Annotated in this window: 21 protein-coding genes; 14 read left to right on the top strand and 7 right to left on the bottom strand. The window is 71.1% G+C overall.

What is annotated here, in order from left to right:
• Positions 1-20: 20 nt before the first annotated feature.
• From BLU81_RS19080 to pcaH, 5 genes are read right to left on the bottom strand one after another with little or no spacing between them, the layout of a single operon-like run.
• Positions 21-1,196 (bottom strand): thiolase family protein, encoded by a 1,176-nt coding sequence (locus tag BLU81_RS19080; RefSeq protein WP_092545919.1) that lies wholly within the window; start codon positions 1,194-1,196, stop codon positions 21-23.
• Complete coding sequence (gene pcaDC, locus BLU81_RS52255; RefSeq protein ID WP_092545920.1) at positions 1,193-2,302, bottom strand: bifunctional 3-oxoadipate enol-lactonase/4-carboxymuconolactone decarboxylase PcaDC; 1,110 nt, start codon at positions 2,300-2,302, stop codon at positions 1,193-1,195. Before pcaDC ends, BLU81_RS19080 begins: the two co-directional genes overlap by 4 nt.
• Positions 2,296-3,513 (bottom strand): lyase family protein, encoded by a 1,218-nt coding sequence (locus BLU81_RS19090; protein WP_092557306.1) that lies wholly within the window; start codon positions 3,511-3,513, stop codon positions 2,296-2,298. The genes pcaDC and BLU81_RS19090 overlap by 7 nt, the downstream gene beginning before the upstream one ends.
• Before the next feature lie 14 nt (positions 3,514-3,527).
• On the bottom strand, positions 3,528-4,088 hold the full coding sequence (pcaG, locus tag BLU81_RS19095; RefSeq protein WP_092545921.1) for a protocatechuate 3,4-dioxygenase subunit alpha: 561 nt from the start codon (positions 4,086-4,088) through the stop codon (positions 3,528-3,530).
• Entirely contained in the window at positions 4,088-4,834 is a 747-nt protein-coding gene (pcaH, locus tag BLU81_RS19100) for a protocatechuate 3,4-dioxygenase subunit beta (RefSeq protein WP_092545922.1), read from the bottom strand. Before pcaH ends, pcaG begins: the two co-directional genes overlap by 1 nt.
• Before the next feature lie 75 nt (positions 4,835-4,909).
• Between pcaH and BLU81_RS19105 the strand changes: the two genes are divergently transcribed.
• Together BLU81_RS19105 and BLU81_RS19110 are read left to right on the top strand one after the other, a co-directional pair.
• Positions 4,910-5,686, top strand: coding sequence for an IclR family transcriptional regulator (locus BLU81_RS19105; RefSeq protein WP_092545923.1), 777 nt, complete (start codon positions 4,910-4,912; stop codon positions 5,684-5,686).
• 4 nt (positions 5,687-5,690) lie between these two features.
• Positions 5,691-6,830 (top strand): 4-hydroxybenzoate 3-monooxygenase, encoded by a 1,140-nt coding sequence (locus BLU81_RS19110; protein WP_092557308.1) that lies wholly within the window; start codon positions 5,691-5,693, stop codon positions 6,828-6,830.
• On the opposite strand, the gene BLU81_RS19115 is transcribed toward BLU81_RS19110, so the two are convergent.
• The gene (locus BLU81_RS19115; RefSeq protein WP_157751674.1) at positions 6,753-7,304 is read right to left on the bottom strand and encodes a hypothetical protein; all 552 of its coding nucleotides are present in this window, start codon (positions 7,302-7,304) and stop codon (positions 6,753-6,755) included. The two genes, BLU81_RS19110 and BLU81_RS19115, sit on opposite strands and share 78 nt — an antisense overlap.
• A 29-nt stretch (positions 7,305-7,333) precedes the next feature.
• Positions 7,334-8,089: a hypothetical protein gene (locus BLU81_RS19120; protein ID WP_092545925.1), complete on the bottom strand. Its 756-nt coding sequence runs from the start codon at positions 8,087-8,089 to the stop codon at positions 7,334-7,336.
• A 175-nt stretch (positions 8,090-8,264) separates the two neighbouring features.
• Here BLU81_RS19120 and BLU81_RS48395 point away from each other — a divergent pair, with 175 nt between their 5' ends.
• The 12 genes from BLU81_RS48395 to BLU81_RS19175 are packed head-to-tail and all read left to right on the top strand — an operon-like array spanning position 8,265 to position 22,620.
• The gene (locus tag BLU81_RS48395; RefSeq protein WP_157751675.1) at positions 8,265-8,708 is read left to right on the top strand and encodes a hypothetical protein; all 444 of its coding nucleotides are present in this window, start codon (positions 8,265-8,267) and stop codon (positions 8,706-8,708) included.
• Complete coding sequence (locus tag BLU81_RS19125) at positions 8,705-9,706, top strand: effector-associated domain EAD1-containing protein (protein ID WP_157751676.1); 1,002 nt, start codon at positions 8,705-8,707, stop codon at positions 9,704-9,706. The genes BLU81_RS48395 and BLU81_RS19125 overlap by 4 nt, the downstream gene beginning before the upstream one ends.
• Positions 9,707-9,766: 60 nt before the next feature.
• Positions 9,767-13,165: a WD40 repeat domain-containing protein gene (locus BLU81_RS51570; protein ID WP_157751677.1), complete on the top strand. Its 3,399-nt coding sequence runs from the start codon at positions 9,767-9,769 to the stop codon at positions 13,163-13,165.
• Complete coding sequence (gene amrS / locus BLU81_RS19135) at positions 13,162-14,187, top strand: AmmeMemoRadiSam system radical SAM enzyme (protein ID WP_092545928.1); 1,026 nt, start codon at positions 13,162-13,164, stop codon at positions 14,185-14,187. Before BLU81_RS51570 ends, amrS begins: the two co-directional genes overlap by 4 nt.
• A gap of 2 nt (positions 14,188-14,189) precedes the next feature.
• Positions 14,190-14,411 (top strand): radical SAM-modified peptide, FtsH ternary system-associated, encoded by a 222-nt coding sequence (locus BLU81_RS19140; protein ID WP_092545929.1) that lies wholly within the window; start codon positions 14,190-14,192, stop codon positions 14,409-14,411.
• A complete protein-coding gene (locus BLU81_RS19145) occupies positions 14,408-14,983 on the top strand; it encodes a hypothetical protein (protein ID WP_092545930.1) in 576 nt (191 codons plus the stop codon). The genes BLU81_RS19140 and BLU81_RS19145 overlap by 4 nt, the downstream gene beginning before the upstream one ends.
• A complete protein-coding gene (locus BLU81_RS19150; protein ID WP_157751678.1) occupies positions 14,980-16,077 on the top strand; it encodes a HesA/MoeB/ThiF family protein in 1,098 nt (365 codons plus the stop codon). Before BLU81_RS19145 ends, BLU81_RS19150 begins: the two co-directional genes overlap by 4 nt.
• Positions 16,061-17,497 carry an effector-associated domain EAD1-containing protein gene (locus tag BLU81_RS19155; protein WP_092545932.1) on the top strand — a complete coding sequence of 479 codons (1,437 nt, stop codon included), beginning with the start codon at positions 16,061-16,063 and terminating at the stop codon, positions 17,495-17,497. Before BLU81_RS19150 ends, BLU81_RS19155 begins: the two co-directional genes overlap by 17 nt.
• On the top strand, positions 17,494-18,522 hold the full coding sequence (locus BLU81_RS19160; RefSeq protein WP_092545933.1) for a JAB N-terminal domain-containing protein: 1,029 nt from the start codon (positions 17,494-17,496) through the stop codon (positions 18,520-18,522). Before BLU81_RS19155 ends, BLU81_RS19160 begins: the two co-directional genes overlap by 4 nt.
• Positions 18,519-19,439 (top strand): hypothetical protein, encoded by a 921-nt coding sequence (locus BLU81_RS19165; protein ID WP_092545934.1) that lies wholly within the window; start codon positions 18,519-18,521, stop codon positions 19,437-19,439. The genes BLU81_RS19160 and BLU81_RS19165 overlap by 4 nt, the downstream gene beginning before the upstream one ends.
• Positions 19,436-21,442 carry an ATP-binding protein gene (locus BLU81_RS19170; protein ID WP_197686284.1) on the top strand — a complete coding sequence of 669 codons (2,007 nt, stop codon included), beginning with the start codon at positions 19,436-19,438 and terminating at the stop codon, positions 21,440-21,442. The genes BLU81_RS19165 and BLU81_RS19170 overlap by 4 nt, the downstream gene beginning before the upstream one ends.
• Positions 21,439-22,620, top strand: a complete 1,182-nt coding sequence (locus BLU81_RS19175; protein ID WP_231954645.1) for an AAA family ATPase — start codon at positions 21,439-21,441, stop codon at positions 22,618-22,620. The genes BLU81_RS19170 and BLU81_RS19175 overlap by 4 nt, the downstream gene beginning before the upstream one ends.

The following is a 22,620-nucleotide window of genomic DNA, read 5'->3' on the forward strand; positions in this document are numbered from 1 at the left end:
AGGATGTGATCCACCCTCGCTCAGGCGCTCTCCAGGACCACGGCCAAGGCCTGGCCGACGCCGATGCAGATGGCGGCCACGCCCCAGCGCTGGTCGCGTTCGCGCAGGACGTGGGCGAGGGTGCCGAGGATGCGGGCGCCGGACGCGCCGAGCGGGTGGCCGATGGCCAGGGCGCCGCCGCGGGTGTTGACGATCTCCGGGTCGATGCCCCAGGCGTCGATGCAGGCCAGGGACTGTACGGCGAACGCCTCGTTGAGTTCGACGGCGCCGACGTCGGACCAGGTGATACCGGCCCGCTGCAGGGCCTTCTCGGCCGCCTGGACCGGGGCGAACCCGAAGTCCTGCGGGTCGAGGGCGTGCGCGGCCCGGCCGGCGATCCGCGCGATCGGGTCGTAGCCGATCTGGAACGCCGCCGCGGCGGTGCCGAGCAGGACGGCCGCCGCGCCGTCGTTCAAGGGCGACGCGTTACCGGCGGTGATCGTGCCGTCGGGACGGAACGACGGTTTCAAGCCGGCCAGCTTCGCGGTGCTGCTGTCGGCCCGGATGCTCTCGTCCCGGTCGCCGAGGTCGCCGGCCGGCACCGTCAGATCCTGGTAGAAGCCGTCGGTCCAGGCCTTGTCGGCGAGGACATGCGATCGTACGGCGAACTCGTCCTGTCGTTCCCGCGAGATCCCGTACCGGTCGGCGAGCTGCTCGTTGCACTCCCCCAGCGACACCGTCCACTCGGCCGGCATCCGCGGGTTGACCATCCGCCAGCCGAGGGTGCTGGAGACCGCTTCGAGGTTGCCGGCCGGGAATCCGCCCGACGGTTTCGGCAGCACCCACGGGGCCCGGCTCATCGACTCGGAACCGCCGATCACCACGATCTCGGCCTCCCCGGCGGCGATGGCACGGGAACCGATGATCGCGGCGTCGAGGCTGGAGCCGCAGAGCCGGTTGACGGTGTTCGCGGGCACGCTGGTCGGCAGCCCGGCGAGCAGGACCGCCATCCGGCCGACGTTGCGGTTGTCCTCGCCGGCTCCGTTGGCGGTGCCCCAGTGCACGTCGTCGATGTTGGCGGGGTCGAGTTCGGAGGCCTTCGCGAGCAGGCCGGTCAGGGCGGTGGCGGCCAGGTCGTCGGGGCGCACACCGGCGAGCGCGCCGGAGTAGCGGCCGAACGGGGTACGGGCGGCGGCGTAGACGAACGAGTCGGTCACGGTGATTCCCCCAGAACCCGTTGAGCGATACGGAAAGCGGTGTTGGCGGCCGGTACACCGCAGTAGATCGCGGTCTGCAGGATCAGCTCCTTGATCTCGTCGTCGGAGAGCCCGTTGGTGCGGGCGGCCCGGACGTGCATCGCCAGCTCCTCATCATGCCCGAGAGCGATCAGGGCCGTCAGGGTGATCAGCGAACGGTCCCGGCGCTGCAGGCCGGGGCGGGTCCAGATCTCGTTCCAGGCGTACCGGGTGATCATGTCCTGGAAGTCGCGGGTGAACGGCGTGGTCGCGGCGGTGGCCCGGTCCACGTGCGCCGGGCCGAGCACCTCCCGGCGGACCGTGATACCGGCCGCCCGCTGCTCGTCGAAGTGCTGGTCCAGCAGGAACGCGACGACCTCGGGGCTCTCCGCCGGGGCCAGGTGGGCGACATCGTCGAGCACCACCAGGCGCCCGGTCAGAACACCATCGGCGATCTCCCGGAGGCTGTCCGGCGGGGTCGGCTTGTCGTGCGCCCCGGCAACGGCCAGCACCGGGGCGGCGATCTCGGCGAGCCGGTCCCGCACGTCGAACCCGGCGAGGGCCTCGCAGGCGCGCGCGTAGCTCTCGGCATCGGTCGCGCGCAGCGCCGCGATCAGCGGTTCCGTGCCGTTGAACCCCGGAGCGAACCAGCGCTCCCGCGATCCGGCGACCACCGCCTCGATGCCTTCGGCCCGTACCAGTTCCGCCCGGTCGTGCCAGGCGGGCGCCGCGCCGATCTTCGCGCCGGTACAGAGCAGCACCGCACCGGTGACCCGCTCGGGCGCGTCGAGCAGCAACTGCAGGCCGACCGCGCCGCTCAGCGAGTCCCCGGCGAAGCCGAACGACTCCCCCGGCCGGATCCGATCGGCCAGGGCGAGCACCTCGCGGGCCAGGTCGGCGACGGTGAACGCCCCGGTCGCCGGGGCGCTGCGCCCGTGGCCGGGCAGGTCCCAGCCGACCACGTGGTAGCGCCCGTAGAGCCGCCCGGCAGCGGCTGACCAGAGCGTTTGCGCGGTGGTCCCGATCGAGGGCCCGAGCAGCAGCAACGGGCGCCCTGGGGCGTCGGTGAAGGTGGTCGCGGTCAGCAAATCGGTCCCTCTCGGCGGGTTTTCCCGGCTCGGGCCAGGGCGGCGTCGATGATCTCGTCGGTCGCGCCCCGGTAGGGCTCGCCGGGGTCGGTGCCGACCGACCGTTGTTCGGCGTCGATTCCGGGGCGGGCGGCGGCCAGGTTGGCGGTCATCCAGGACTTCTCCACCTGGAGACCGGCCAGTAGTTCGGCGGTCTGCGAGCCGGCCGTGACGGTACGGCGGGCCACCGTCCGCAGAGTGGCCCACTCGATGTGCCAGCCGCCGTCGGGACGTTCGTCGACGGCCGCCGCCGCCCCCGCGTGCATGGTCGCGGCCAGGAACGGGGCGGCCAGGGCGGCCCGGCGGATCAGGATCGACAGGACCGGGTTCTGCTTGTTCGGCATCGCCGACGAGCCACCCCGCCCGGCGACGGTTCCCTCGGCCAGTTCGTGCACCTCGGGACGGGCGCCGACGAGCACGTCGTTGGCGATCCGGCCCCACGCGTCGGTGCAGGTCACCAGGGCGTCGGTGACGCCGGTCAGCGGGGCCCGGGCAGTGTGCCACGGGTCGCGGACCGGCAGGCCGAGAGTGCCGGCGGCGGTCTCGATCAGGCCGCGGACCGCGATCGGGGTGCCGGCCAGCGCGACCGGCGCGGCCAGGCTGCCGGCCGCACCGCCGACCTGCACGGGCAGGTGATCGGCGAGGGCGAGGCGGTCCCGGGCGTCCAGGATGCTGTTGAGCCAGGTCGCTGCTTTAAGACCGAAACTGATCGGTACGGCGTACTGGGTCAGAGTCCGGCCCGGCATCAGGGTGTGACGGTGCTCGGCGGCCAGACGTACCAAAGCCTCGATCTGGATCTTGCAGTCGTCCTGGATCTTCGCCACCGCGTCGCGCACACACAGGACCAGCCCGGTGTCGATGACGTCCTGGCTGGTCAGGCCCTTGTGCAGCCAGGACGCGGCGGCCGGGTTGCGGGCCTTCAGGCGTTCCCGGAGCAACCTGAGCAGCGGGATCAGCGGGTTGCCGCCGGCTTCGGCACCGGCGGCCACCAGCGGGACGTCGTCCGGGCCGATCAGGCCGGACAGGTCGTCGTGGGCGGCCGGTTCGGCGACCCCGTGCCGTACGAGCGCGTCCAGCCAGGCGGCCTCGGCCCGGACCATGGCCGCCAGCACTGCCGCGTCGGTGAAGATGTCACCGGCGCGGTCGTCGCCGGGCCACAGGAGGTCGGTCACCACACACCCCGTCGTCAGGCCCAGGCGTCGCGCAGGCGCGGATAGGTCAGGAAGACCGTCTCATCCTCACCCTGCAGGCGCACGTCGAAGACCAGGCCGCCGGGCTCACGGCTGGTGATCAGCGTCTGGCGGCGGTCCGGTTCGACCGCGCCGAGCAGCGGATCGGACAGCAGTTCCGGCAGGTCCGGCAGGTAGGCGCGGGTGAACAACCGGTCCATCAGTCCGCGGGCGAAGACGGTGACCGCGAAGAACGGGGCGGTGCCGGGTTCGGTGGCGCCCGGTTCCAGGGTGAAGAACTGGTAGTGGCCGTCCCGGTCGGTGGCGGCCCGCCCCCAGCCGGTGAAGGTCCAGCCGTCGCGGCGCATCGAACCGGGCTGCCGCAGGATGGCGCCCTGCGGGTCGGCCTGCCAGATCTCCAGGACCGCGTCCGGAACCGGATCACCGTTGCCGTCGCGGACGTGGCCGTGCAGCCGGACCGCCTTCGGGTTGCCCGGCGGCACCAGCTCGTTCATCGCGTCGTATTCCAGGCCCAGGTGGAAGAAGGGGCCGACCGTCTGACCAGGGACCGCGCTCATCAGTTGATTTCCTCGGTGTCGGATTCCAGCGGGGTGCGGTGGGTGCCGGTGAGCACCACGTCCCAGCGGTAACCGGTGCTCCACTCCGGTGTGGTCACCTCGTGGTCGTACTGGGCGACCAGCAGTTCCCGGGCTTTCGGGTCGGTGATCGACTGGTAGATCGGGTCCAGCGCGAAGAGCGGGTCGCCGGGGAAGTACATCTGGGTGACCAGGCGCTGGGTGAAGTCGGTGCCGAACAGCGAGAAGTGGATGTGCGCCGGGCGCCACGCGTTGAGGTGGTTGCGCCACGGGTACGGTCCCGGCTTGATCGTCTGGAACCGGTAGGTGCCGTCCGGGCCGGTCAGCATCCGCCCGACACCGGTGAAGTTCGGGTCGTGCGGGGCCGGATGCTGGTCCCGCTGATGCCGGTACCGGCCGGCGGCGTTGGCCTGCCACACCTCGACCAGCTGGTTCACGACCGGATGACCGTCGCCGTCCAGGACCCGGCCGGTGACCACGATGCGCTCGCCGATCGGGGTGCCGGCGTGCTGGATGGTCAGGTCGGCCTCGTCGACGGCGACGTCCCGGTGACCGAAGGCGGGCGCCCACAATTCGACCGACTCCGGGTCGATCAGGTACGCCGGCTGCTTGGGGTGCCGCAGGACGCTGCTGCGGTAGGACGGGTAGTCGAGTCGCGGCTGCGGTCCGCCCGGCTGCTGGGCCGCCGCCTCGATCTCCCGGTTGATGTCAGCTTGTGACGACTCCATGTTCACGCTCCGGACGCTAGGCGGTCGCCGGGAACTCGGCGATAAAGTTCTTCCGTTGAACGGAAGGAGGCCGGGTTGGGTGTCACCGTGACCTCCCGTGCGCTGGATCTGCTGGGCGCCTTCGACGGCGAGCACCGCAGCCTCAGTCTGACCGATCTGGCGCGCCGTGCCGGCCTGCCGCTCGCCACCGCGCATCGCCTGGTCGCTGAGCTGCACCGGTGGGGTGCGCTGGCCCGCGAGCCGAACGGTGAATACGTGATCGGCCGCCGGATCTGGCAACTCGGCCTGCTGGCGCCGGTGCAGAGCGGTCTCCGCCAGGCGGCTTCGCCATTTTTGCATGATTTGTACGGGACCACCCTCGCCACCGTGCACCTGGCCGTCCGCGACGGTCTCGAAGTGCTGTACGTGGAACGACTCGCCGGGCACGTGTCGGTGCCGGTGGTCAGCCGGGTCGGGTCACGGCTGCCGATGCACGCCACCGGAGTCGGCAAGGTGCTGCTGGCACACGCGCCCGAGGAGGTCCGCGCGGAGGCGCTCCGGCATCTGACCAGGGTCACCGCGTACACCGTCACCCAGCCGGCCCGTCTGCTCGAACAGTTGCGCCGGGTCCGGGCCGAGGGTTACGCCACCACCGGTGAGGAGATGAGCCTCGGCGCGTGTTCGGTGGCGGTTCCGGTGCGCAACGGTGACGTCGTGGTCGCCGCCCTGGGCATGGTGGTGCCGGATCTGCGCCGTCAACTACCCCGTCTGGTGTCGGCTCTGCAGGTGGCGGCGCACGGGATCGGCCGGACGCTGGCTTCCGTTCAATGGAATCAGGGTCTTGTGCCCCGGCCTTCCGGTGACCAACGCTGAGGGCATGCGAACCCAGGTCGCCATCATCGGCGCCGGCCCGGCCGGACTGCTCCTCGCCCATCTCCTCGCCCAGGGCGGCGTCGAGTCGGTGGTCGTCGAGACACGCTCGGAGGAGTACGTCTCGGCGCGGATCCGGGCCGGGATCCTGGAGCACTCCAGTGTCGAACTGCTGGAGTCGGTGGGGCTGGGCGCTCGGCTGCGGGCCGAAGGTGATCAGCATCGGGGCATCTACCTGCAGTGGCCCGGCGAGCGTCACCATCTGGACTTCGTCGACCTGACCGGCCGGAGCGTGTGGGTCTACGGTCAGACCGAGCTGCAGAAGGATCTGGTCGCGGCGCGGACCGCCGAGGTCTACTACGAAGTCTCGGACGTCGAACTGGATGCCGCGACCGGGCGGGTGCAGTTCACCGACAAAGCTGGACACGACATCGTCCTGGATGCTTTGCATATCGCCGGCTGCGATGGTTCGTTCGGGCCGAGCCGGAACGCCGTACCGGCGGCTCAGAGGTTCGAAAAGGTCTATCCCTACTCCTGGTTCGGGATCCTCGCCGATGTCGCGCCGTCGACCGATGAACTGATCTACGCCTGGCATCCGGAGGGGTTCGCGCTGCATTCGATGCGGTCGTCATCGGTCAGCCGGTTCTATCTGCAGGTCCCGAACGGAACCGATCCGGCGTCGTGGTCGGACGACCGGATCTGGTCCGCACTGGCGACCCGGCTGGGGCACGGGCAGGACGGGTGGAAACTCAATCCGGGGCCGATCACCGACAAGAGTGTGCTGCCGATGCGCAGTTACGTGCAGACGCCGATGCGGCACGACAAGCTCTTCCTCGCCGGGGACGCCGCGCACATCGTGCCGCCGACCGGAGCGAAAGGGCTCAATCTGGCGATCGCCGATGTGGCGCTGCTCAGTAGAGCGCTGATCTCCGGTGATGAACGGCTTCTCGCCAGCTATTCCGACGACGCGCAGCGCCGGGTCTGGCGGTGCACGCATTTCTCCTGGTGGATGACGACGATGCTGCACACCTCCGGGGATCCGTTCGACGCGGAACTCCAGCTATCGCAGCTACGCTGGGTCACCGGAAGCCGGGCGGGGTCCACCGGGCTCGCCGAGAACTACGCCGGTCTGCCCATCGGCTACTGACCTTTCCACTGCTTCCCGGTACGTACCCAGCGGCAGCGTGGACGGGCTGGCACCGGGCGGGACCTGACCGTTCGCCACCGCCGGTTCGCGAGCCAGCAGCCCCTTGCCCAAGGCGGCGACGGTCGCCAGGAGCGCCACGTTCAGGGCGCTCTCCCAGTCGAACGTGGTCACGTCGAAGACGCCCGCCACCATCGACCCGGCCAGCGACGCCAGGAACGTCTTCGCCAGCCGGGCCAGCAGATCCGGCCAGAACGCCAGATCCGTCACCCGCGACAGGTACTGCACCGCGGTCAGCACCAGTGAGAAGACGAACGCGCTCACCGCCAGCGTCAGCGAATACCGCCACGGCAGGTCGATGACCGTACCGACCCCGCCGGCCAGGAGCGTCGCGAAGAACACCTGACCGGCCGACCATCCGGCCCGCTCCACAAAATCAAGGACAACAGCACGCCATCGGGGTACGACCTCAGTCACCGCATCGACATTCCTCGCTCCGGCGAGCGTCAAACATCAGCCGATCGGATCAGTTCCCGGATCGCGTCCCCGATCCCCGCCGCAACCGCGTACCGCTGCGCCAGCCAGTCCAGAGTGAACCGGGCCGCCGCCACGTTCCCGCCGTACCCCGGCACCATCAGGTCCAGCGGCAGGTTGCGCGGCGAATAGGCCCGCTCCACACGGCGCGACGGGTCGAACGGATCCCGGTACGGAAAATCACCGCCGTCCAGCCGCAACAGGGCGATCACGTCGTCGACCGCCCGCCCCTGAATCAGCCGCGACGCCGCCAGCCGTTCCCCGCGCCGCTCCCAGTGCAGTCCGACGTAGAGGCTGACCAGCGCGTTGTTGAGGTGGAACTCCTCGGTGTGGAACGGCTCCCGCGGCACCGCGTGCCCCGACTCGGCGAGATCCTTCGGCGCGTCGTCACGCCGCCACACCACCCGTGCCCCGGAGAACGCCGTCTTCGCCAGCTCGGCGAGGGTGAAGACCCGGAAGTCGGCGAGCATGCCGTCCTCGAACAGCGCTTTGCGGCCGTTGCGGTCGTGCGAGAACAGGTAGGTGACCGGCGCCGGCAGCCAGTCCACCCGGTCCAGGTAACGCCACTTCGCCCCGTCGTCGACGACCACGAAGAAGTCCAGCCCGGAATGCTCGTCCAGCCGCCCCCGCTGCGCCCCACACGACCCGAGCCCCAACAGCCCGACCACATCCGTCCGAGCCGCGAGCGTGCCGGCGACCTCATCGAGCCTGCGCAGAACCGGTCCCATGAAACCTCCGCCGTCGATGTCGGTGAATCCCTGACGAGCATCACCGATCCACGGCCCCCACCCAAGCCCTGATGTCAGCGGGGACCCGGGAACCGCCCTCCCCGATCGGTACCACCCGATCTTGGCGACGCTCCGCTATGTTGCGGTGATGTCACTGTGACCGGAGGGTGTGGACGTGCGGCAACCTGGCGACACCACGATCGACATCGCGCTGGGCGTTCTGCTGGAGGAGAGCGCACTGCCCGAGCCGGATGATCTCGACGAGCCCGACGAGACCGGGCACGTTCCGGCGGCCGGCTACCGCGGGCGGCACACCATCTCCACCGGCCGGCAGGTCGCGCAGATCGGCAACGACGTGCTGCGCGCCGCCGCCGAAGCGGTCGGCTCCGAGGTGGCGCTCGTCGTCGGGGGCATCGTGGCCGGCATCGAGAGCCGTGTCCCGGCCGGAGCCATCGGGACCGATCCACAGTCGTACGAGATCGGCGATGTGGAACTGAAATTCGGCGTCAAGGCCACCCTCGGAGCGGGCAAGGCGGTGCAGGCCTTCTTGACGGCGACCGGCGAGGCCACGGTCGAGGTGACACTCAAGCTCCGACGACCACAGCCGAACCCCGGGTGAGCACCGTCGAGTGGGGGGTCGGCCGGCTGCTGACCCCGGCGGAACGGGCCACCTGGCCGGACGGGGTGCTGCGCAGCGCGTTCGCCGTCGGCGGTGGGCGGGTGCTCACCGCCTGGCACTGCGTCCGCGACATCGGCGGGACCGACGCGCGAATCTGGGTACGCCTCCAGCCCCAAGCCTCGGACCAGCGGTTCCTCGACGTCCCGGTCCGCTACCTCCGACACCACGCGGCGCTGGACGCGGCACTGCTCGTGCTGGACGAGACACGTGCCGCCGAACCCGGCCTCCGCGCCCGCCTCGACCGGGTCGCGTTGCCACTGGGCGCCGAGCCACCCGCGTACGCACCGGTCCGGGTCGTCGGATTCCCGGAACTCGACCCCTCACTGCACGCGGTGGCGATGACCGGGACGGTGGAATCCGGGGACCAACTGGTCGGCAGCCATCGGGTGATCCGGGTGTTCGTGGCGGCGCTCGGCGCCCGATTCGCCGAAAAACCCGCCGGGATGTCCGGCGGGCCGTTGATGTGGCAGGTCGACGGGGCCGAGCGGGTGGCCGGATATGTGACCGCCTACCCCAGCACGGCGGACCGGAAAGGGGCCCTCGGCGGGGCGGTGCTCTGCCGGCACGTCAGCGACCTCCGGGCCGTCTTCCCCGAACTGGCGGCCTCCCTCCCCGCACTGGCCACCCCGGCCGCCGAAAAGCCGATGCCACGTACGCGGATGTCGAAGCCGGACGAGATCACGTTCCGGGACGCGGCGATCGACGCGTTCCGTGGGGAACGAGACCTGGAACTGATGCTCTCCGACCTGGGCCTGCATCGAAAGGACTGGCCGGATCGCGGGCTGGGGCCGGTGGAAGCCTGGGATCGCGCGTTGCACGCGCTCGCGGACAGTGCGGTTGACGGGGGTCAGCTCGCGTTGTTGCGGCGGGCGCTCGATGCACGGCCGCGCAATCCGGGCTTCCGGGAGTTGGCCGCTCGATACTTCGAGCTGGTGTGACGGGGCATCCGGGTGACTGCTGTGGGAAATTCGACCGTCAAGAGGTGGGCCGCTGCCCACTTGGCCACGATCCGGGGCGGTCTACGGGGTGACCCCCAGGCCGTCGAGGCGGGAAGAAGCACGTCAGGCGAGATCGGCGCGGCCACGCTCACCCCGAGCAGCGGCACGAACGTGCTGGTCGGCCACACCGACTACGTGAACTCCATCGACTGGACCACCACCGGCACCGGGCAGGTTCTCCTCGCCACCGGAAGCGACGACACGACGGCCAGGGTCTGGGACCCCGACACCGGCGAAACTCTCACCACACTCACCGGGCACGCCAATATCGTCTGGTCTGTTGCCTGGGCAACCACCGGCACCGGACAACTCCTCCTCGCCACCGCCAGCGGAGACCGCACCGCCCGAATCTGGAACCCACACACGGGCGAAACCATCACCACCCTCGACGGGCACACCGGCACGGTCTGGTCCGCCGCGTGGGCGACCACCGACACCGGACAGCTCCTCCTCGCCACCGGAAGCGACGACGGCACAGCACGGATCTGGAACCCACACACGGGCGAAACCATCACCACCCTCGACGGGCACACCGGCACGGTCTGGTCCGCCGCGTGGGCGACCACCGACGCCAGAGAACTCCTCCTCGCCACCGCCAGCGGAGACAACACCGCCCGAATCTGGAACCCACACACCGGCGACACCATCACCACACTCACCGGACACACCAGCGCGGTGAACTCCGTCGCGTGGGCAACCACCGACACCGGACAACCCCTCCTCGCCACCGCCAGCGAAGACAACACCGCCCGAATCTGGAACCCACACACCGGCGACACCATCACCACACTCACCGGACACACCAGCGCGGTGAACTCCGTCGCGTGGGCAACCACCGACACCGGACAACCCCTCCTCGCCACCGCCAGCAGCGACGACACCGCACGCATCTGGAGCCCCCACACCGGAAACGTTCTGGCCACGGCTGAGCATCTGACGGCTGTCTGGAGCGTCGCGCCGCAACCCGGTAGAGGGGGCATGATCCGGCTCGCCACCGGCACTCAGGACGGCCAGGTATGCCTATTCGACCTGACATATGAGTTGAGCGCTTCGGTCCGCGGCGAAGAGGGCGGCCGCACGGCAGGCCCGATGGCAGTCATGCCCTACGGGCGACTCGGCCCGGTGCCGGCATCGAGCATTCGCGTCGGTGCGGGTGCAGAGAGCGTCCTGACCGGTCACACCAGCTTTGTGAACTCCGTCGCCTGGACCACCACCGACTCCGGACAACCCCTCCTCGCCACCGCCAGCAGCGACGGCACCACACGGATCTGGAACCCCCACACCGGCGAAACCATCACCACACTCACCGGACACACCGGCCGCGTCTGGTGCGTCGCCTGGGCCACCACCGACACCGGACAACTCCTCATCGCCACCGCCAGCGACGACAACACCGCACGGATCTGGAACCCCCACACCGGCGAAACCATCACCACACTCACCGAACACACCGACCCCGTCTGGTCCGTCGCCTGGGCCACCACCGACACCGGACAACTCCTCATCGCCACCGCCAGTGGTGACGACACCGCACGGATCTGGAACCCCCACACCGGCCACACCATCACCACACTCACCGGACACACCAACATCGTGCGGTCCGTCGCCTGGGCCACCACCGACACCGGACAACCCCTCATCGCCACCGGAAGCGAAGACCACACCGCACGCATCTGGAACCCCCACACCGGCCACACCATCACCACACTCACCGGACACACCAACACTGTGCGGTCCGTCGCCTGGGCCACCACCGACACCGGACAACCCCTCATCGCCACCGCCAGCGACGACCACACGGCACGCATCTGGAACCCACACACCGGCCACACCATCACCACACTCACCGAACACACCGGCCTCGTGCGGTCCGTCGCCTGGGCCACCACCAACACCGGACAACTCCTCATCGCCACCGCAAGCAGAGATAACACCGCACGCATCTGGAACCCACACACCGGCCACACCATCACCACACTCACCGAACACACCAACAGCTTTTGGTCCGTTGCATGGGCCACCCGGCCTGGTAGAAGCGATCAACGCCACCTGGCTGAGAGGGGCACCTTCCTAGCGGTCGGGTGTAGAGACGGCACCGTCTACCTTCACGAGATCATCGGGGTCGCCCCGGTCGCCGTTCGGCCGTTCGACGTCATGTCCGAAGCCCACGCCGATCGGGCACCAGCTCCCAGGGACGCGATCGCCGGTCTTGTCGGGCTGGGGCGTGGTGGGCTCTGGCCTCCGTTGGGGCTGGTGGCGGATCTGCTCGCGATGACCGGTGATCCGTCGTCGCGTGGGATGCTCAACGACTCCGGGCTGGCGGAGCTGGACGGGCATCCGTTCCTGCGCCGGGCCGCCGGCCTGAAGTGGCCGCCGGCCGCGCGGGCCGCTGTCGTCGGCCTGATCACCGCCCAGTTCGAGCACCCGGAGCGGTTTGCCCTGCCGGCAGCACATCTCGATGCCGCGGCCCCGGCGTTGCGGGCGGGTCGCGCGGTCGGTGGAGACCCGGGCCGGAAGCCGCGTATGGGGTCGGCCGAGGTGCGGGCGGCGCTCGACGCGATGCCGGAGCGGATTCTCGACCTGCTGATCATTCTCGGTCCGGAGGCGCTCTCGGCGGATCCGGCCATGGCGTTGCGGCTGTCGTCGCTCAGTGATCGGCTGCCCGAGCTGCCGCCGGAGGCGCTCACGGTGCTGGGTGGCGCCGCCGCCGGCGCGAATCCGGCGACGAACCGTGCGGTGCTCGCCGTCGCCGGGCGGCCCGCGGCCGGGGATGTCGCGCGCACCGATCCGCTGCTGGACCGGCACGGGCCGCCGCACCGGCTGATCCACTCGCATCTCGGCCTGCCCGGCCCGGTGCATCAGGCGCTCGCGGTCACCGAAGGGCTGTTGTACCGGCGGATTCCCGGGATCCCGCCGTCGGAGTGCGAGCCGACGGCGCTGGTCCTGGACGTGTCGCCGGCCACCTACGGACCGGTGGAGGTGGTGCTGCGGTCCCTCGTACACCTGGTGGTCAATGCTCTGTGGAAGGCCGGGGCCGAGCCGCTCTTCCTGACCGCGGATCCGTCGCTCCCGGCCGTCGTGCTGACGCGCCCGGGTCAGCTGGCTCATGTCTGGACGGCGCGTTCGCTCGCTCCGCCGGATCTGCACGCGGCCACGGCCGAGGCGCACGCCACCGGCCGGTCCGTGGTGCTGCTCACGCACCTGCAGACGGCGCTGGCCCAGCGGCTCCCGGGGACGGCCGAGCCGCACCTGACCGTTGTCACCACCCAGACACCGGGGATGCCGGTCACGCCGGTGCCGACCCATCCCCGGCACCACCATCTCGGTGCTCTCCCCACGGCGGACGAGCTGGTGGCGCTGGCGGCCGTCCTGCTGACCGGCGACCGGGGGACGACATGAGCGCCGCCGGGCCGACCTGGACTCCCGCGCTGCTCGCCGCGCCCGCCGGTAGCGGTGTGGTGTGCCGGCTGTGCCCGTTCCGTTGTGTCCTGCCGGACGGGCGTACCGGCGTCTGCGGGGTCCGCCGCAACCACGGCGGCCAGCTGCAGACCGCCACCCGGTCGGTCGCGGTGGCACATGTCGACGCGGTCGAGCGCAAACCGTTCTTCCACGTTCTGCCGGGCAGCCCGGTGCTGACCGTGGCCGGGCCCGGTTGCACCTTCCGGTGCACCTACTGCATCAACCACCGGCTCTCCCAGTACGGCCGGGACGACGCGAGTGGATGGCGCGGCGAGCCGGCGGATCCGGTGGCCATCGTGGCACGGGCGCGTTCGGCCGGAGCGGTGATCGGTATGTCGTACACGGAACCGTCTCTCGCTCTGGAATTGGCCTTGGAACTGGTCGAGGCGGCGGGGCCAGAGGGGATCCGGCTGCTGTGGAAGAGCAACGGGTTCCTCACGCCGGAGGCGGCGGACCTGGTCGCGCCGATCCTGACGGCGGTGAACATCGACGTGAAGGCGGACGACGAGCAGGCGCACCGCCGGCTCACCGGGGCGTCGCTCGGGCCGGTGCTCGACACCGTCGAACGGCTGCACGCGGCGGGTGTGTGGATCGAGGTCACCACCCCGTTGATCCCGGGCACGTCGGACAGCGCGGACCAGCTGGCCGGGATCGCCCGCCGGATCGCCCGGATCGACCGTGACATCCCGTGGCATCTGGCCCGGTTCTCCCCCGACTACCGGCTGACCGGACAGCCGCCCACCTCGCCGGAGGCGCTGGCCCGGGCCGTGGACGTCGGCCGGGACGCCGGTCTACGGTACGTCTACGTGGAACGCGCCCTGGGCGCGCCCGGACGGCACACGTCGTGCCTCACCTGTGGACACGTGCTCATCGAACGGGACGTCTGGGCGCTGGCCGGCATGACCTTGACCGACGGCGCCTGCCCGGAGTGCGGGGCGGGCGTCCCAGGCATCTGGAGATGATCATGTCCAACGAGGAACCGGAGTTCGTCTTCGTCCCGCATCTGCCCGATCTCATCGACGCGTCCGAGTACCCGGACCACCCCGACGGCCGGCTGGTCCGGATCGAGATCCGCAGCGACGGGACCGGGGTCGAGGTGCTCGCCGACGGGTTCCGCCCGGCCTGGGTGGAGCAACTGCTGGCCGAGGTCGGCGGCGGTCCCATCGACGAGATGCTCTGCGGATGACCGACGACGAGGTGCTCGCCTTCGAACTGGGGCACGAGGTCGGGATGCATCCGCTGTTCGGCGACGGGCGGACGGCCGGCGCCGGCATCACCACCACGCTGTCCCGGTGGCTGGGGCTGACCTGCACCACCTGCCGGCACACGTTCCGGGTCGGTGACCGGGTCGAGACGTCCGGCTGGGACGTGCGGCACCTGGATCCGGTGCTGAACTGCGGCACGCCCGCGGACCACGGTACCGGGGACGGCGAGAACGCCGCCGCGTTCGCTCGCGGGCTGCTGGAGGCATGGCCTGCCGCCTCGGGTGAGCCGGTCCGGCTGTCGGACGGGGACTGGCGGCTGCCGCGACGTGGCCCGGGCGGGGCCGGACCCACCTGCCCGGTCTGCGCGCATACCTTCCGCCCCGGCGACATGGTGATCGTCTGCCCGTGTGCCCGCCCGGTCGGCGCGTCCGGCCTGCCACCCTGCGAGCTCGCCGTCCACCGTGACCCGGTGAGCGGGCTGACCTGCTGGGACGACTGGCGACCGGACGGCCGGCTGGTCCGGTGCCCGATCACGCACGAGGTACCCGGGTGACCGACCGCTTCGCCCGGCACGCCGGTTTGCCCGGCTGGCGCCAGGATCTGCTCGGCGACGCAACCGCCGTGGTGTGCGGTGCCGGTGCGCTCGGCAACGAGGTCGCGAAGAATCTCGGCATGGCCGGAATCGGCCGGTTGATCATCTGCGATCCGGACACCGTGAGCCGTTCCAACCTCAGCCGCACCGTGCTGTTCCGGGAGAAGGACGTCGGCCGGCCCAAGGTCGAGGCCGCCGCCGAGGCTCTCGCCGGGCTCGCCCCGCAGTGTGCGGTGCAACCCCGGGCCGCCGGTCTCACCGCCGGGGTGGGGCTGGCCGAACTTCGGGACAGCTCGATCGTCCTGGGCTGTCTGGACTCCCGGCGGGCCCGGCTGGAGCTGCTCGGCCGGTGTGCTCTCGCCGACGCCCGGCTGGTCGACGGGGGCACCGGGCCGTGGAGCGGCGAGGTGCGGATGCGCGTCGACGCCGCCGAGCCGTGTTACGGGTGCACCCTGACCGCGCGGGAGCGGGCCGTGGGTGATCTGCCCACCGCGTACACCGATCTCTATCCAGAACGGGAGATGGCCGCGTCGATCGCTCTCACCGCGCTCGTCGGCGCCTGGATGACGACGGCGGCTCTGCAGATCGTTTTCGGGCAACCGCCGGACTATCGCATGCTCCGGATCGAAGGGCTGACCGGAACCACCGGGCCCGTCGCGCCACGGCTCGCGCCGGACTGCCCGCACCATCGTCCACTGGGGCCGGTTGATCTTCGCGTCCCGATCTCACCGGACGACACGGTCGAGGACCTGCTCAGCCACTTGCCGGACGGGTACACCCTGAACGTGTGGGCAGCATTCCCCGTCCGAACGACCTGTAGCGTCCGCGATGGCCAAACCCGTTACCATCGTGCCGCGAACGGGACACAAAGGAGGCACTGCATGCAGTGTGGAGCCGTGATCCGACCGGCATCGAGCTACCGGTTGTCCGACGCCGACCGCTCCGATCGGCTGTCCGGCCTCGGCGTCGCCCCGGGTGAGATCCTGCCCGCCCGGGGGCCGGACGGCGCCGTCCTCCTCGTGGAACTGGGCTCCGGCCGTGACGCTGAGTCCTAAGGAGCAGGGTCAGCTCCGTGGGGCGCTCATCAACGCCTACGGGTCACCACCGGCTGTCGTCCTGGCCGACATCGGCCTGCCCCCGGCAGTCATTCCGGCCGGCAACCTCGATCCGGTCACCGCCTGGCTGCAGATCATCCAGAACATCGCCGCGGGCGGCCCCGTCGACTTCCCGACGCTGATCGGCCGCGCCCTCGAGGACTTCCCGGTGAATCCGGTCCTGGTGGAGCTGCAGGGCCGATGCGCACCGCCGACGCCACCGCCCGAACCCGCCGCTGGGCCCGGTGAACCCCGCCGCGATCCCTACGGCGTCAGCACCAACGTCCAAGCGTTCTTCCTGGCCAGTGGCGAGGAGGAACGTCACGTCATCATGGCCAAACTCGGGGACCTGGAACCACGGTTACGGTCCGGAACCAACTCCACGATTCTGCTGGAGTTCGCCTCCACCGATGTGGAACGCGTGATGGCCATCCTGGATCCGCTCCCCCTGGAGTGGACCTTGGTGGCGCCCGGGGAGCCAGCATACCTGATCTCCCATCTGATCGGTGTCGGACCCGACGGCCGCCGTTTCCGGCTCGGGGACCTGCCCGCGGCGATGCGGGTCGAGGACGTCACGGCGTCGGTGCTGTCGGAGTACCCGTCGGCGGGTGGCTCCCGCCGGGCGGTGGCCGACCGGGTGTTGTCGAACGGACAGGGCGAACGGATGCGGCCGGATCAGACCCTGCACGAGGCCGGTGTCCGCGACGGCGAGCAGGTCCGGGTGGGTTACGAGACCAACGCCGGCGCGGTGAACCCGGCGCTGCGGTTCGAGGCACTGACCCGGGCCCGCAATCAGCTGCTGGAGTTCACCGCGGCCAACGGCTGGGGTCTGGCCGCGGAGTCCGCCGAGGCCGCCACCGCGTACGAGGTGACCTTCACCAGGGCCAGCTTCGGGCCGCCGCCACCGCCCGCCGGGCCGGTGCTCGTGCACGAGCACCACGTGCTGATCGAATTCGGGCCGGACTTCCCGCAGTCGGCGCCCACGGTGTTCTGGCTGTCCCCGATCTTCCATCCCAACGTCTTCCCGAACTACGACAGCGACCGCGCCCAGGCACGCCCGCAACTGCGGGGTTACGTGTGCCTCGGCGAGCTGGAGGAGGCCTATCAGCCCGGCTTCGATCTCGGGGACCTGTGCCTGACCCTGCTGGACATCGCCGGGTTCGGCAACTACAGCCTCCAGGTCCCGACCGGTGACGTGGTCCGCACCGATTCGGGACTGGTCGTGATGGGTTCCGGCAACGCCCTGGACGTGGCGGCGGCGGCGTGGGTCCGGGACAACCAGGGCGAGCTCGCGGCGATCGGCGGGCGGCTTCTCGATCCACCCGGGCCGGATCCGGCCCGGCGAGGGTACCGACCACGGATGGAGCCGTTCCACGGATGAGCGTCGAGGTGGAGCTGTTCACCGCTCCGGACTACACCTACGGGGAGCGGCACGCCCTCGTGCCACTGCTCCGCGATGCGCTGCGGCCCGTGCTCGGGGCGGTCGTCGACCGGGCCGGCTTCCGCCTCAGTCTCCAGCCGGTGGACGACGAGGGAACCCTCGACGGCACGCCCAGCCTGGTCAATCTCCGGCCCGGGCACGGCTACGTGATCGTGACCGCCGTCGCGGACGGCCGGATCGTCTACCGCCATCCGCACACCGTCCGCGAACTCGTCGGGCGGCCTCTGCAGCGGCACCTGGCCCGTTCCCACCCGGACGTGGCGCACTGGGGTTACGGCCTGGCCGGTCCCGGGCTGGAGAAGCTGGCCTTCGTGAAGCCGGTTCCGGCGGTCGAGGGCCAGGTGGAGATCACCGCGGGCCGCCGCCGGGGCATCACCCGGCTGGAGGAACTGCCCGAGCCCGAACCCGATCCGATCGATCTGGCCGGCCTGGGGCTGTCCGGCGTCCAGGAGGACGGGCCGGTGGTGCTCATCGGGCCGGACACCCTGGATCAGTTCCTGACCCAGGGTTTCTCGATGGACGTCGAGGAGGGCGGCTTCGTGATCGGGCACCGGCGCCGTGACCCGGCCGGTCCCGGGCGGGACGTCCTGGAGATCACCGACGTGGTGCCGGCCCGCAGCACCGGTGCCTCGCTGCTGCGGTTCACCTTCACCGGAGAGAGCTTCCTGGAGCTGGCCAATCTCCTGGCCAGTCGCGGCCGGCAGGAGGAGGTCCTCGGCTGGTACCACACGCATCTGTTCGCCGCCACCGACGAGTTCGGGTTGTCCAGCATCGACGTGACCCTGCACTGCTCGACCTTCCGGCGGCCCTGGCAGGTCGCGGCCCTGGTCAATCTGGGCCGCTCGGGCCGGACGCTGCGCTTCTACCACGCGCTCCCCACCGGCAAGGGGGCCGACGGGACGATGGCGCCGGTGCCCTACCGGGTCACCGGCGGCCGGCCGGGCGCGGACGGGACCTCCGAGTGACCGCGGCCGGACCGATCCCGGGCCTGGCCACCACCAGCCGGTGGGGCGAGACCGCCGCGGCGACCACCGTTCAGGTGCTGACGTGGGCGGCGGCACCGTCCGGCCCACCGCCGCTGGGCACCCTGCGCCGGGTGGGCGACCTGGTGTCCGTGCCCGCCGTCGGGGAGCGGTTGCGGGCCCTGACCCGGGTCACCGCGGCCCGCTCCGGCGCCGGGAACCCGCCGCTCGGCGACGCCTCGGCGGTCGGCGCTGGGGCGGTACTGCTGGCGGCCTCGATCGGCGGGCGGACCCGGCCGGATCTGTCGACCAGGCTGGCGGCCGCCCTGCCGGCTCCGCGACTGGACCAGGCGGCGGCCACCGGCTGGGCCGACGCCCTGGCCCGGCACGCGGTGGCCGGGGCGGCCCTGTCCGCTCCGGACCACGGCCCGGACGACCTGGCCGGTGCCTGGCTGGACGCTTCGCCGTTGACGGCGGTGCTGCTGGCCCCGCATCCGTCGGGCCGGCAGACCGCGGTACGGACGGCGCTGGCCCTGGCCCGGCGCCCGGGCGGTCCCGGTGTGCTCACCCATGTGCTGGCCGGCTGCCATCCGGACGTCGCGGTCCTCCAGTGGCGCGGCGACGTCCTGCTGCGGCTCGCCGCCGAGCATCCCGGTCTGGTGCTGGACGTCTACCTGGCCGCGCGGAACTGGCACGCGGCGGCCTGGGACGCCCGGATGGCCTCGGCCACACGGCGGATCGCCGCGTCCGCCGCCGCTGGGAGACCGGATGCCGACGCGCTTCGGGTGGTGCGCTTCTGGGCCGGTCTCACCGCCCGGCCGGTGGCCGCTCTCCTCGCCCGGGGACGGTTCCCGGCCGCGCTGCGGGACCTGTACCTGCTGGTCCGCCGGCACCCCGCCGCGGGGGTGAGCGACCTGTGACCAGACGCCGGCTGACGTTCATGACCGACAACGACGACGTGCAGTCGTTCGAGGATCGTGTGCTCCTCGACGAGGGCGATCCCACTCTGGGTGATCTGCTGGCCGATTTCCCCGTCCTGTGCACTGTTCCGCTCAGCGCCGACCATCTCCAGATGCGGCTCGCGGAGCTGCGGATCGACGTGATCCCGATCCGGCCGGACCAGCCCGGTTACCTGCCGCCCGGAGCCCGGCTCGGCAGCGCGCCCGGCGGGGATCCGGCCACCGCGGGCACGGACGGTGCGACGGCCGGCCCGGCTGTCCCGGCCGGTGATCAGGATCGGCCGGGAGAGGTCACGGCCGACGGGCAGCACCCGCGGCGGATCAACGATCGGGAAGCGGTCCTCCTGGCGCATCAGCTGGACATCGAACGTGCCGCCTCCTATCTGGAGAGTGGGCTGTCGGTACTCGTACGCGCGGAGAAGATCCTGGTCAGTCATCTGGCCGAGGAGATCGCCGCGCGCAGCGGACGGGTCACCAGGACGATCCGCCTGGACCGCGCGAACGGCCAGGACGCTCCGGCGGCCGGACTGCCCGGTCTGCCGTCGAGCCGGCGCAGCGAACTGCTGGACGTGCTGATCGAGGGGCTGAGCACGGCCCGTCCGGGTGACCTGGTGGTGGTTCCGCACCTGGACCTGCTCGCCGGCGGCAACGACGCGACGCTGAACGCCGAGGCACGCGAGCTGGCGGACGCCGTCTACGAGGCGGCGGACTGCGTACTGCTGGCGTTCTTCGATCCTTCGCTCATTCTGCCGGAGGTGCTGGCCAGCCGTTTCGCGGTCCGGCTGCCGGTCGACATCCTCCCCCGGCAGGTGATCACCCTGGCCGGCCCGGTGCCGACCGGCCGGGCGCTGGTCACCCGGGACGAGGCGGACCTGTTCGTGGGCTTCGACGAGATCGGCCTGTACAAACACGTCGCCGGCCTGAACGCGGTCCGGCTGCGGCACGCCCTGCGATACGCGGCCCACCAGCACCGTACGCCGCCCGGACCGGACGCCGAGCGGCCCACCTTCGGCAAACTGGTGGCCGAACTGCAGACCTTCAAAGCGAAGACGTCGAGCTCGTTCGAGGTGCCGAACGTGGACTTCGACGACATCGGCGGCTACCAGCTGGTCAAGGACGAGCTGCGGGACGCCCTGGACATCGTCGGTGGCGCCGCCCACATCCCGGAAGGGCTGCGCACCGAACTGGTCCCGGCGGGATTCATCTTCCATGGGCCACCCGGCACCGGAAAGACGCTGTTCGCCAAGGCGGCGGCCACCGCGATGGGCGCGACCATCCTGGTCGTGTCCGGGCCGGAGATCACCGACAAGTACGTGGGCGAGAGCGAGCGCAAGCTCCGTGACATCTTCGCCGAGGCCCGGCGCAACGCCCCGAGTGTCATCGTCTTCGACGAGTTCGACTCGATAGCGGCCCGGCGCACCGGCCAGCCGGACGGCGGCAACCGCGCCGGGAACGCCGTCGTCGCTCAGCTGCTCACCGAGCTGGACGGCTTCCGCCCGGAGGTTCCGGTCCTGATCATCGGGACCACGAACCGGCTGGACATCATCGACGAGGCCCTGCTGCGGCCCAGCCGGTTCCGGCCGATCGAGATCGGACAACCTGATCTCGGCGCCCGGCGGCAGATCGCGAAGTATCACGCCGGCCACTTCGGCGTCGAGGCGAGCGAGCGGCTGCTGGACCACATCGCCGCCAGCACCGAGGGGTGCAGCGGCGACGACATCCGGTCGCTGTTCCGGGACGCGCGAGCCGGTGAACTGGTCGGCAGCCGCCGGCCCGCCGACGCGTACCGGCTGGGCCAGATCCTCGGCGAACTGCGCCGGTCACGCCGGCAACGAGAGGCGGGGCGCACCGGCGCCGGCACCACCGCCGCCGACGGCTCCCGCCGGGCGATGACGACACCGGTGGTCCTGACCACCCGAACCCGATCCATCACCCCAGCCGACACAGGAGAGGGGAACCGGTGACCGACCCCGCCGCCCGTGCCCGCAGGATCCGCATGCAGGCCCGCGCCTTCCGGACCCGGCTGGACAGCGTGGCCGACGACTTCGTGGGCCGGGACGAGGTGGTCCGCGTGGTCGGGCTGGCCCTGCTGAGCCAGGAGCACGTGCTGCTCGTCGGCCCGCCGGGCACCGCCAAGACGTCCCTGCTGGACAGCTTCGCCCGGATACTCGACGTGCGGTACTTCCCGTATCTGCTGACCCGGTTCACCGAGCCCGCCGAGTTGTTCGGGCCGATGGACGTGCACGCCTTCCAGGAGGAGCGCCGGTTCCGCCTGAACACCGAGGGCATGCTGCCGCAGGCACACCTGGCGTTTCTGGACGAGGTCTTCCAGGGCAGCTCCGCGATCCTGAACAGCCTGCTCATGCTGATGAACGAGCGGCGGTTCCACAACGGGTCACTGACCGAGCCGGCCGACCTGCTCAGCCTGCTCGGCTCCACCAACGACCTGCCCGACGACCCGGTCCTGGCCGGGTTCAGCGACCGGTTCCTGCTCCGCGTCGCCGTCGGCTACGTCGACCCGGACCAGATCGACGACCTGCTGATCACCGGATGGCGCCGGGAGCAACACGCGATGACCGGAACGAGCGTGCCGGATGACGCCGGCCCGGCCCGCTTCTCGCTGGACGAACTGCGGAAACTGCAGACCGAGGTCGCGCACGTCGACGTCGCGGCCGTCCGTGGCGAGTTCGGCGACATCGTCCGGACCCTGCGGCGGGAAGGGGTGGCCTTCTCCGACCGGCGCGCCGTCAAGGCCCAGCGCCTCATCGCCGCGTCCGCGCTGCTCGACGCCCGTGCCGTGGCCGAGACGAAGGACTTGGGAGTGCTCGCGCACCTGTGGACCAGGCCGGGTGACGACAGCACGATCCGGCGGATCCTCGGCGACCACGACATCGCCGCACCCGACGGGCTGTCCCGCGCGCGGTCGGCCGCCGCCCTGCGCCTGGACCTGACCGAACTCACCGCCCCGGACGACGGCCGGCCGTCCCGGGAACAGCTGCGCGAGCGGGTCCGCCTGCTGCACCGGCTCGGCCGGGAAGCCCATGAGGACCACCCGGACGACACCGAACTGCACGCCCGGATCGACGCCGCCCACACCACCGCCATCGACACGTTGCGCCACCATGAACAGCAGGAGAGCTGA

Origin of the sequence: Actinoplanes derwentensis (genome assembly GCF_900104725.1) — a bacterium.
GTDB classification, from domain to species: domain Bacteria; phylum Actinomycetota; class Actinomycetes; order Mycobacteriales; family Micromonosporaceae; genus Actinoplanes; species Actinoplanes derwentensis.

Coding starts and splice junctions, on each gene's coding strand:
- BLU81_RS19160 (WP_092545933.1), top strand. CDS start 17,494: ATGAGCGTCGAGGTGGAGCTGTTCACCGCTCCGGACTACACCTACGGG.
- amrS (WP_092545928.1), top strand. CDS start 13,162: ATGAGCGCCGCCGGGCCGACCTGGACTCCCGCGCTGCTCGCCGCGCCC.
- BLU81_RS19145 (WP_092545930.1), top strand. CDS start 14,408: ATGACCGACGACGAGGTGCTCGCCTTCGAACTGGGGCACGAGGTCGGG.
- pcaH (WP_092545922.1), bottom strand. CDS start 4,834: ATGGAGTCGTCACAAGCTGACATCAACCGGGAGATCGAGGCGGCGGCC.
- BLU81_RS19140 (WP_092545929.1), top strand. CDS start 14,190: ATGTCCAACGAGGAACCGGAGTTCGTCTTCGTCCCGCATCTGCCCGAT.
- BLU81_RS19120 (WP_092545925.1), bottom strand. CDS start 8,089: ATGGGACCGGTTCTGCGCAGGCTCGATGAGGTCGCCGGCACGCTCGCG.
- pcaG (WP_092545921.1), bottom strand. CDS start 4,088: ATGAGCGCGGTCCCTGGTCAGACGGTCGGCCCCTTCTTCCACCTGGGC.
- BLU81_RS19110 (WP_092557308.1), top strand. CDS start 5,691: ATGCGAACCCAGGTCGCCATCATCGGCGCCGGCCCGGCCGGACTGCTC.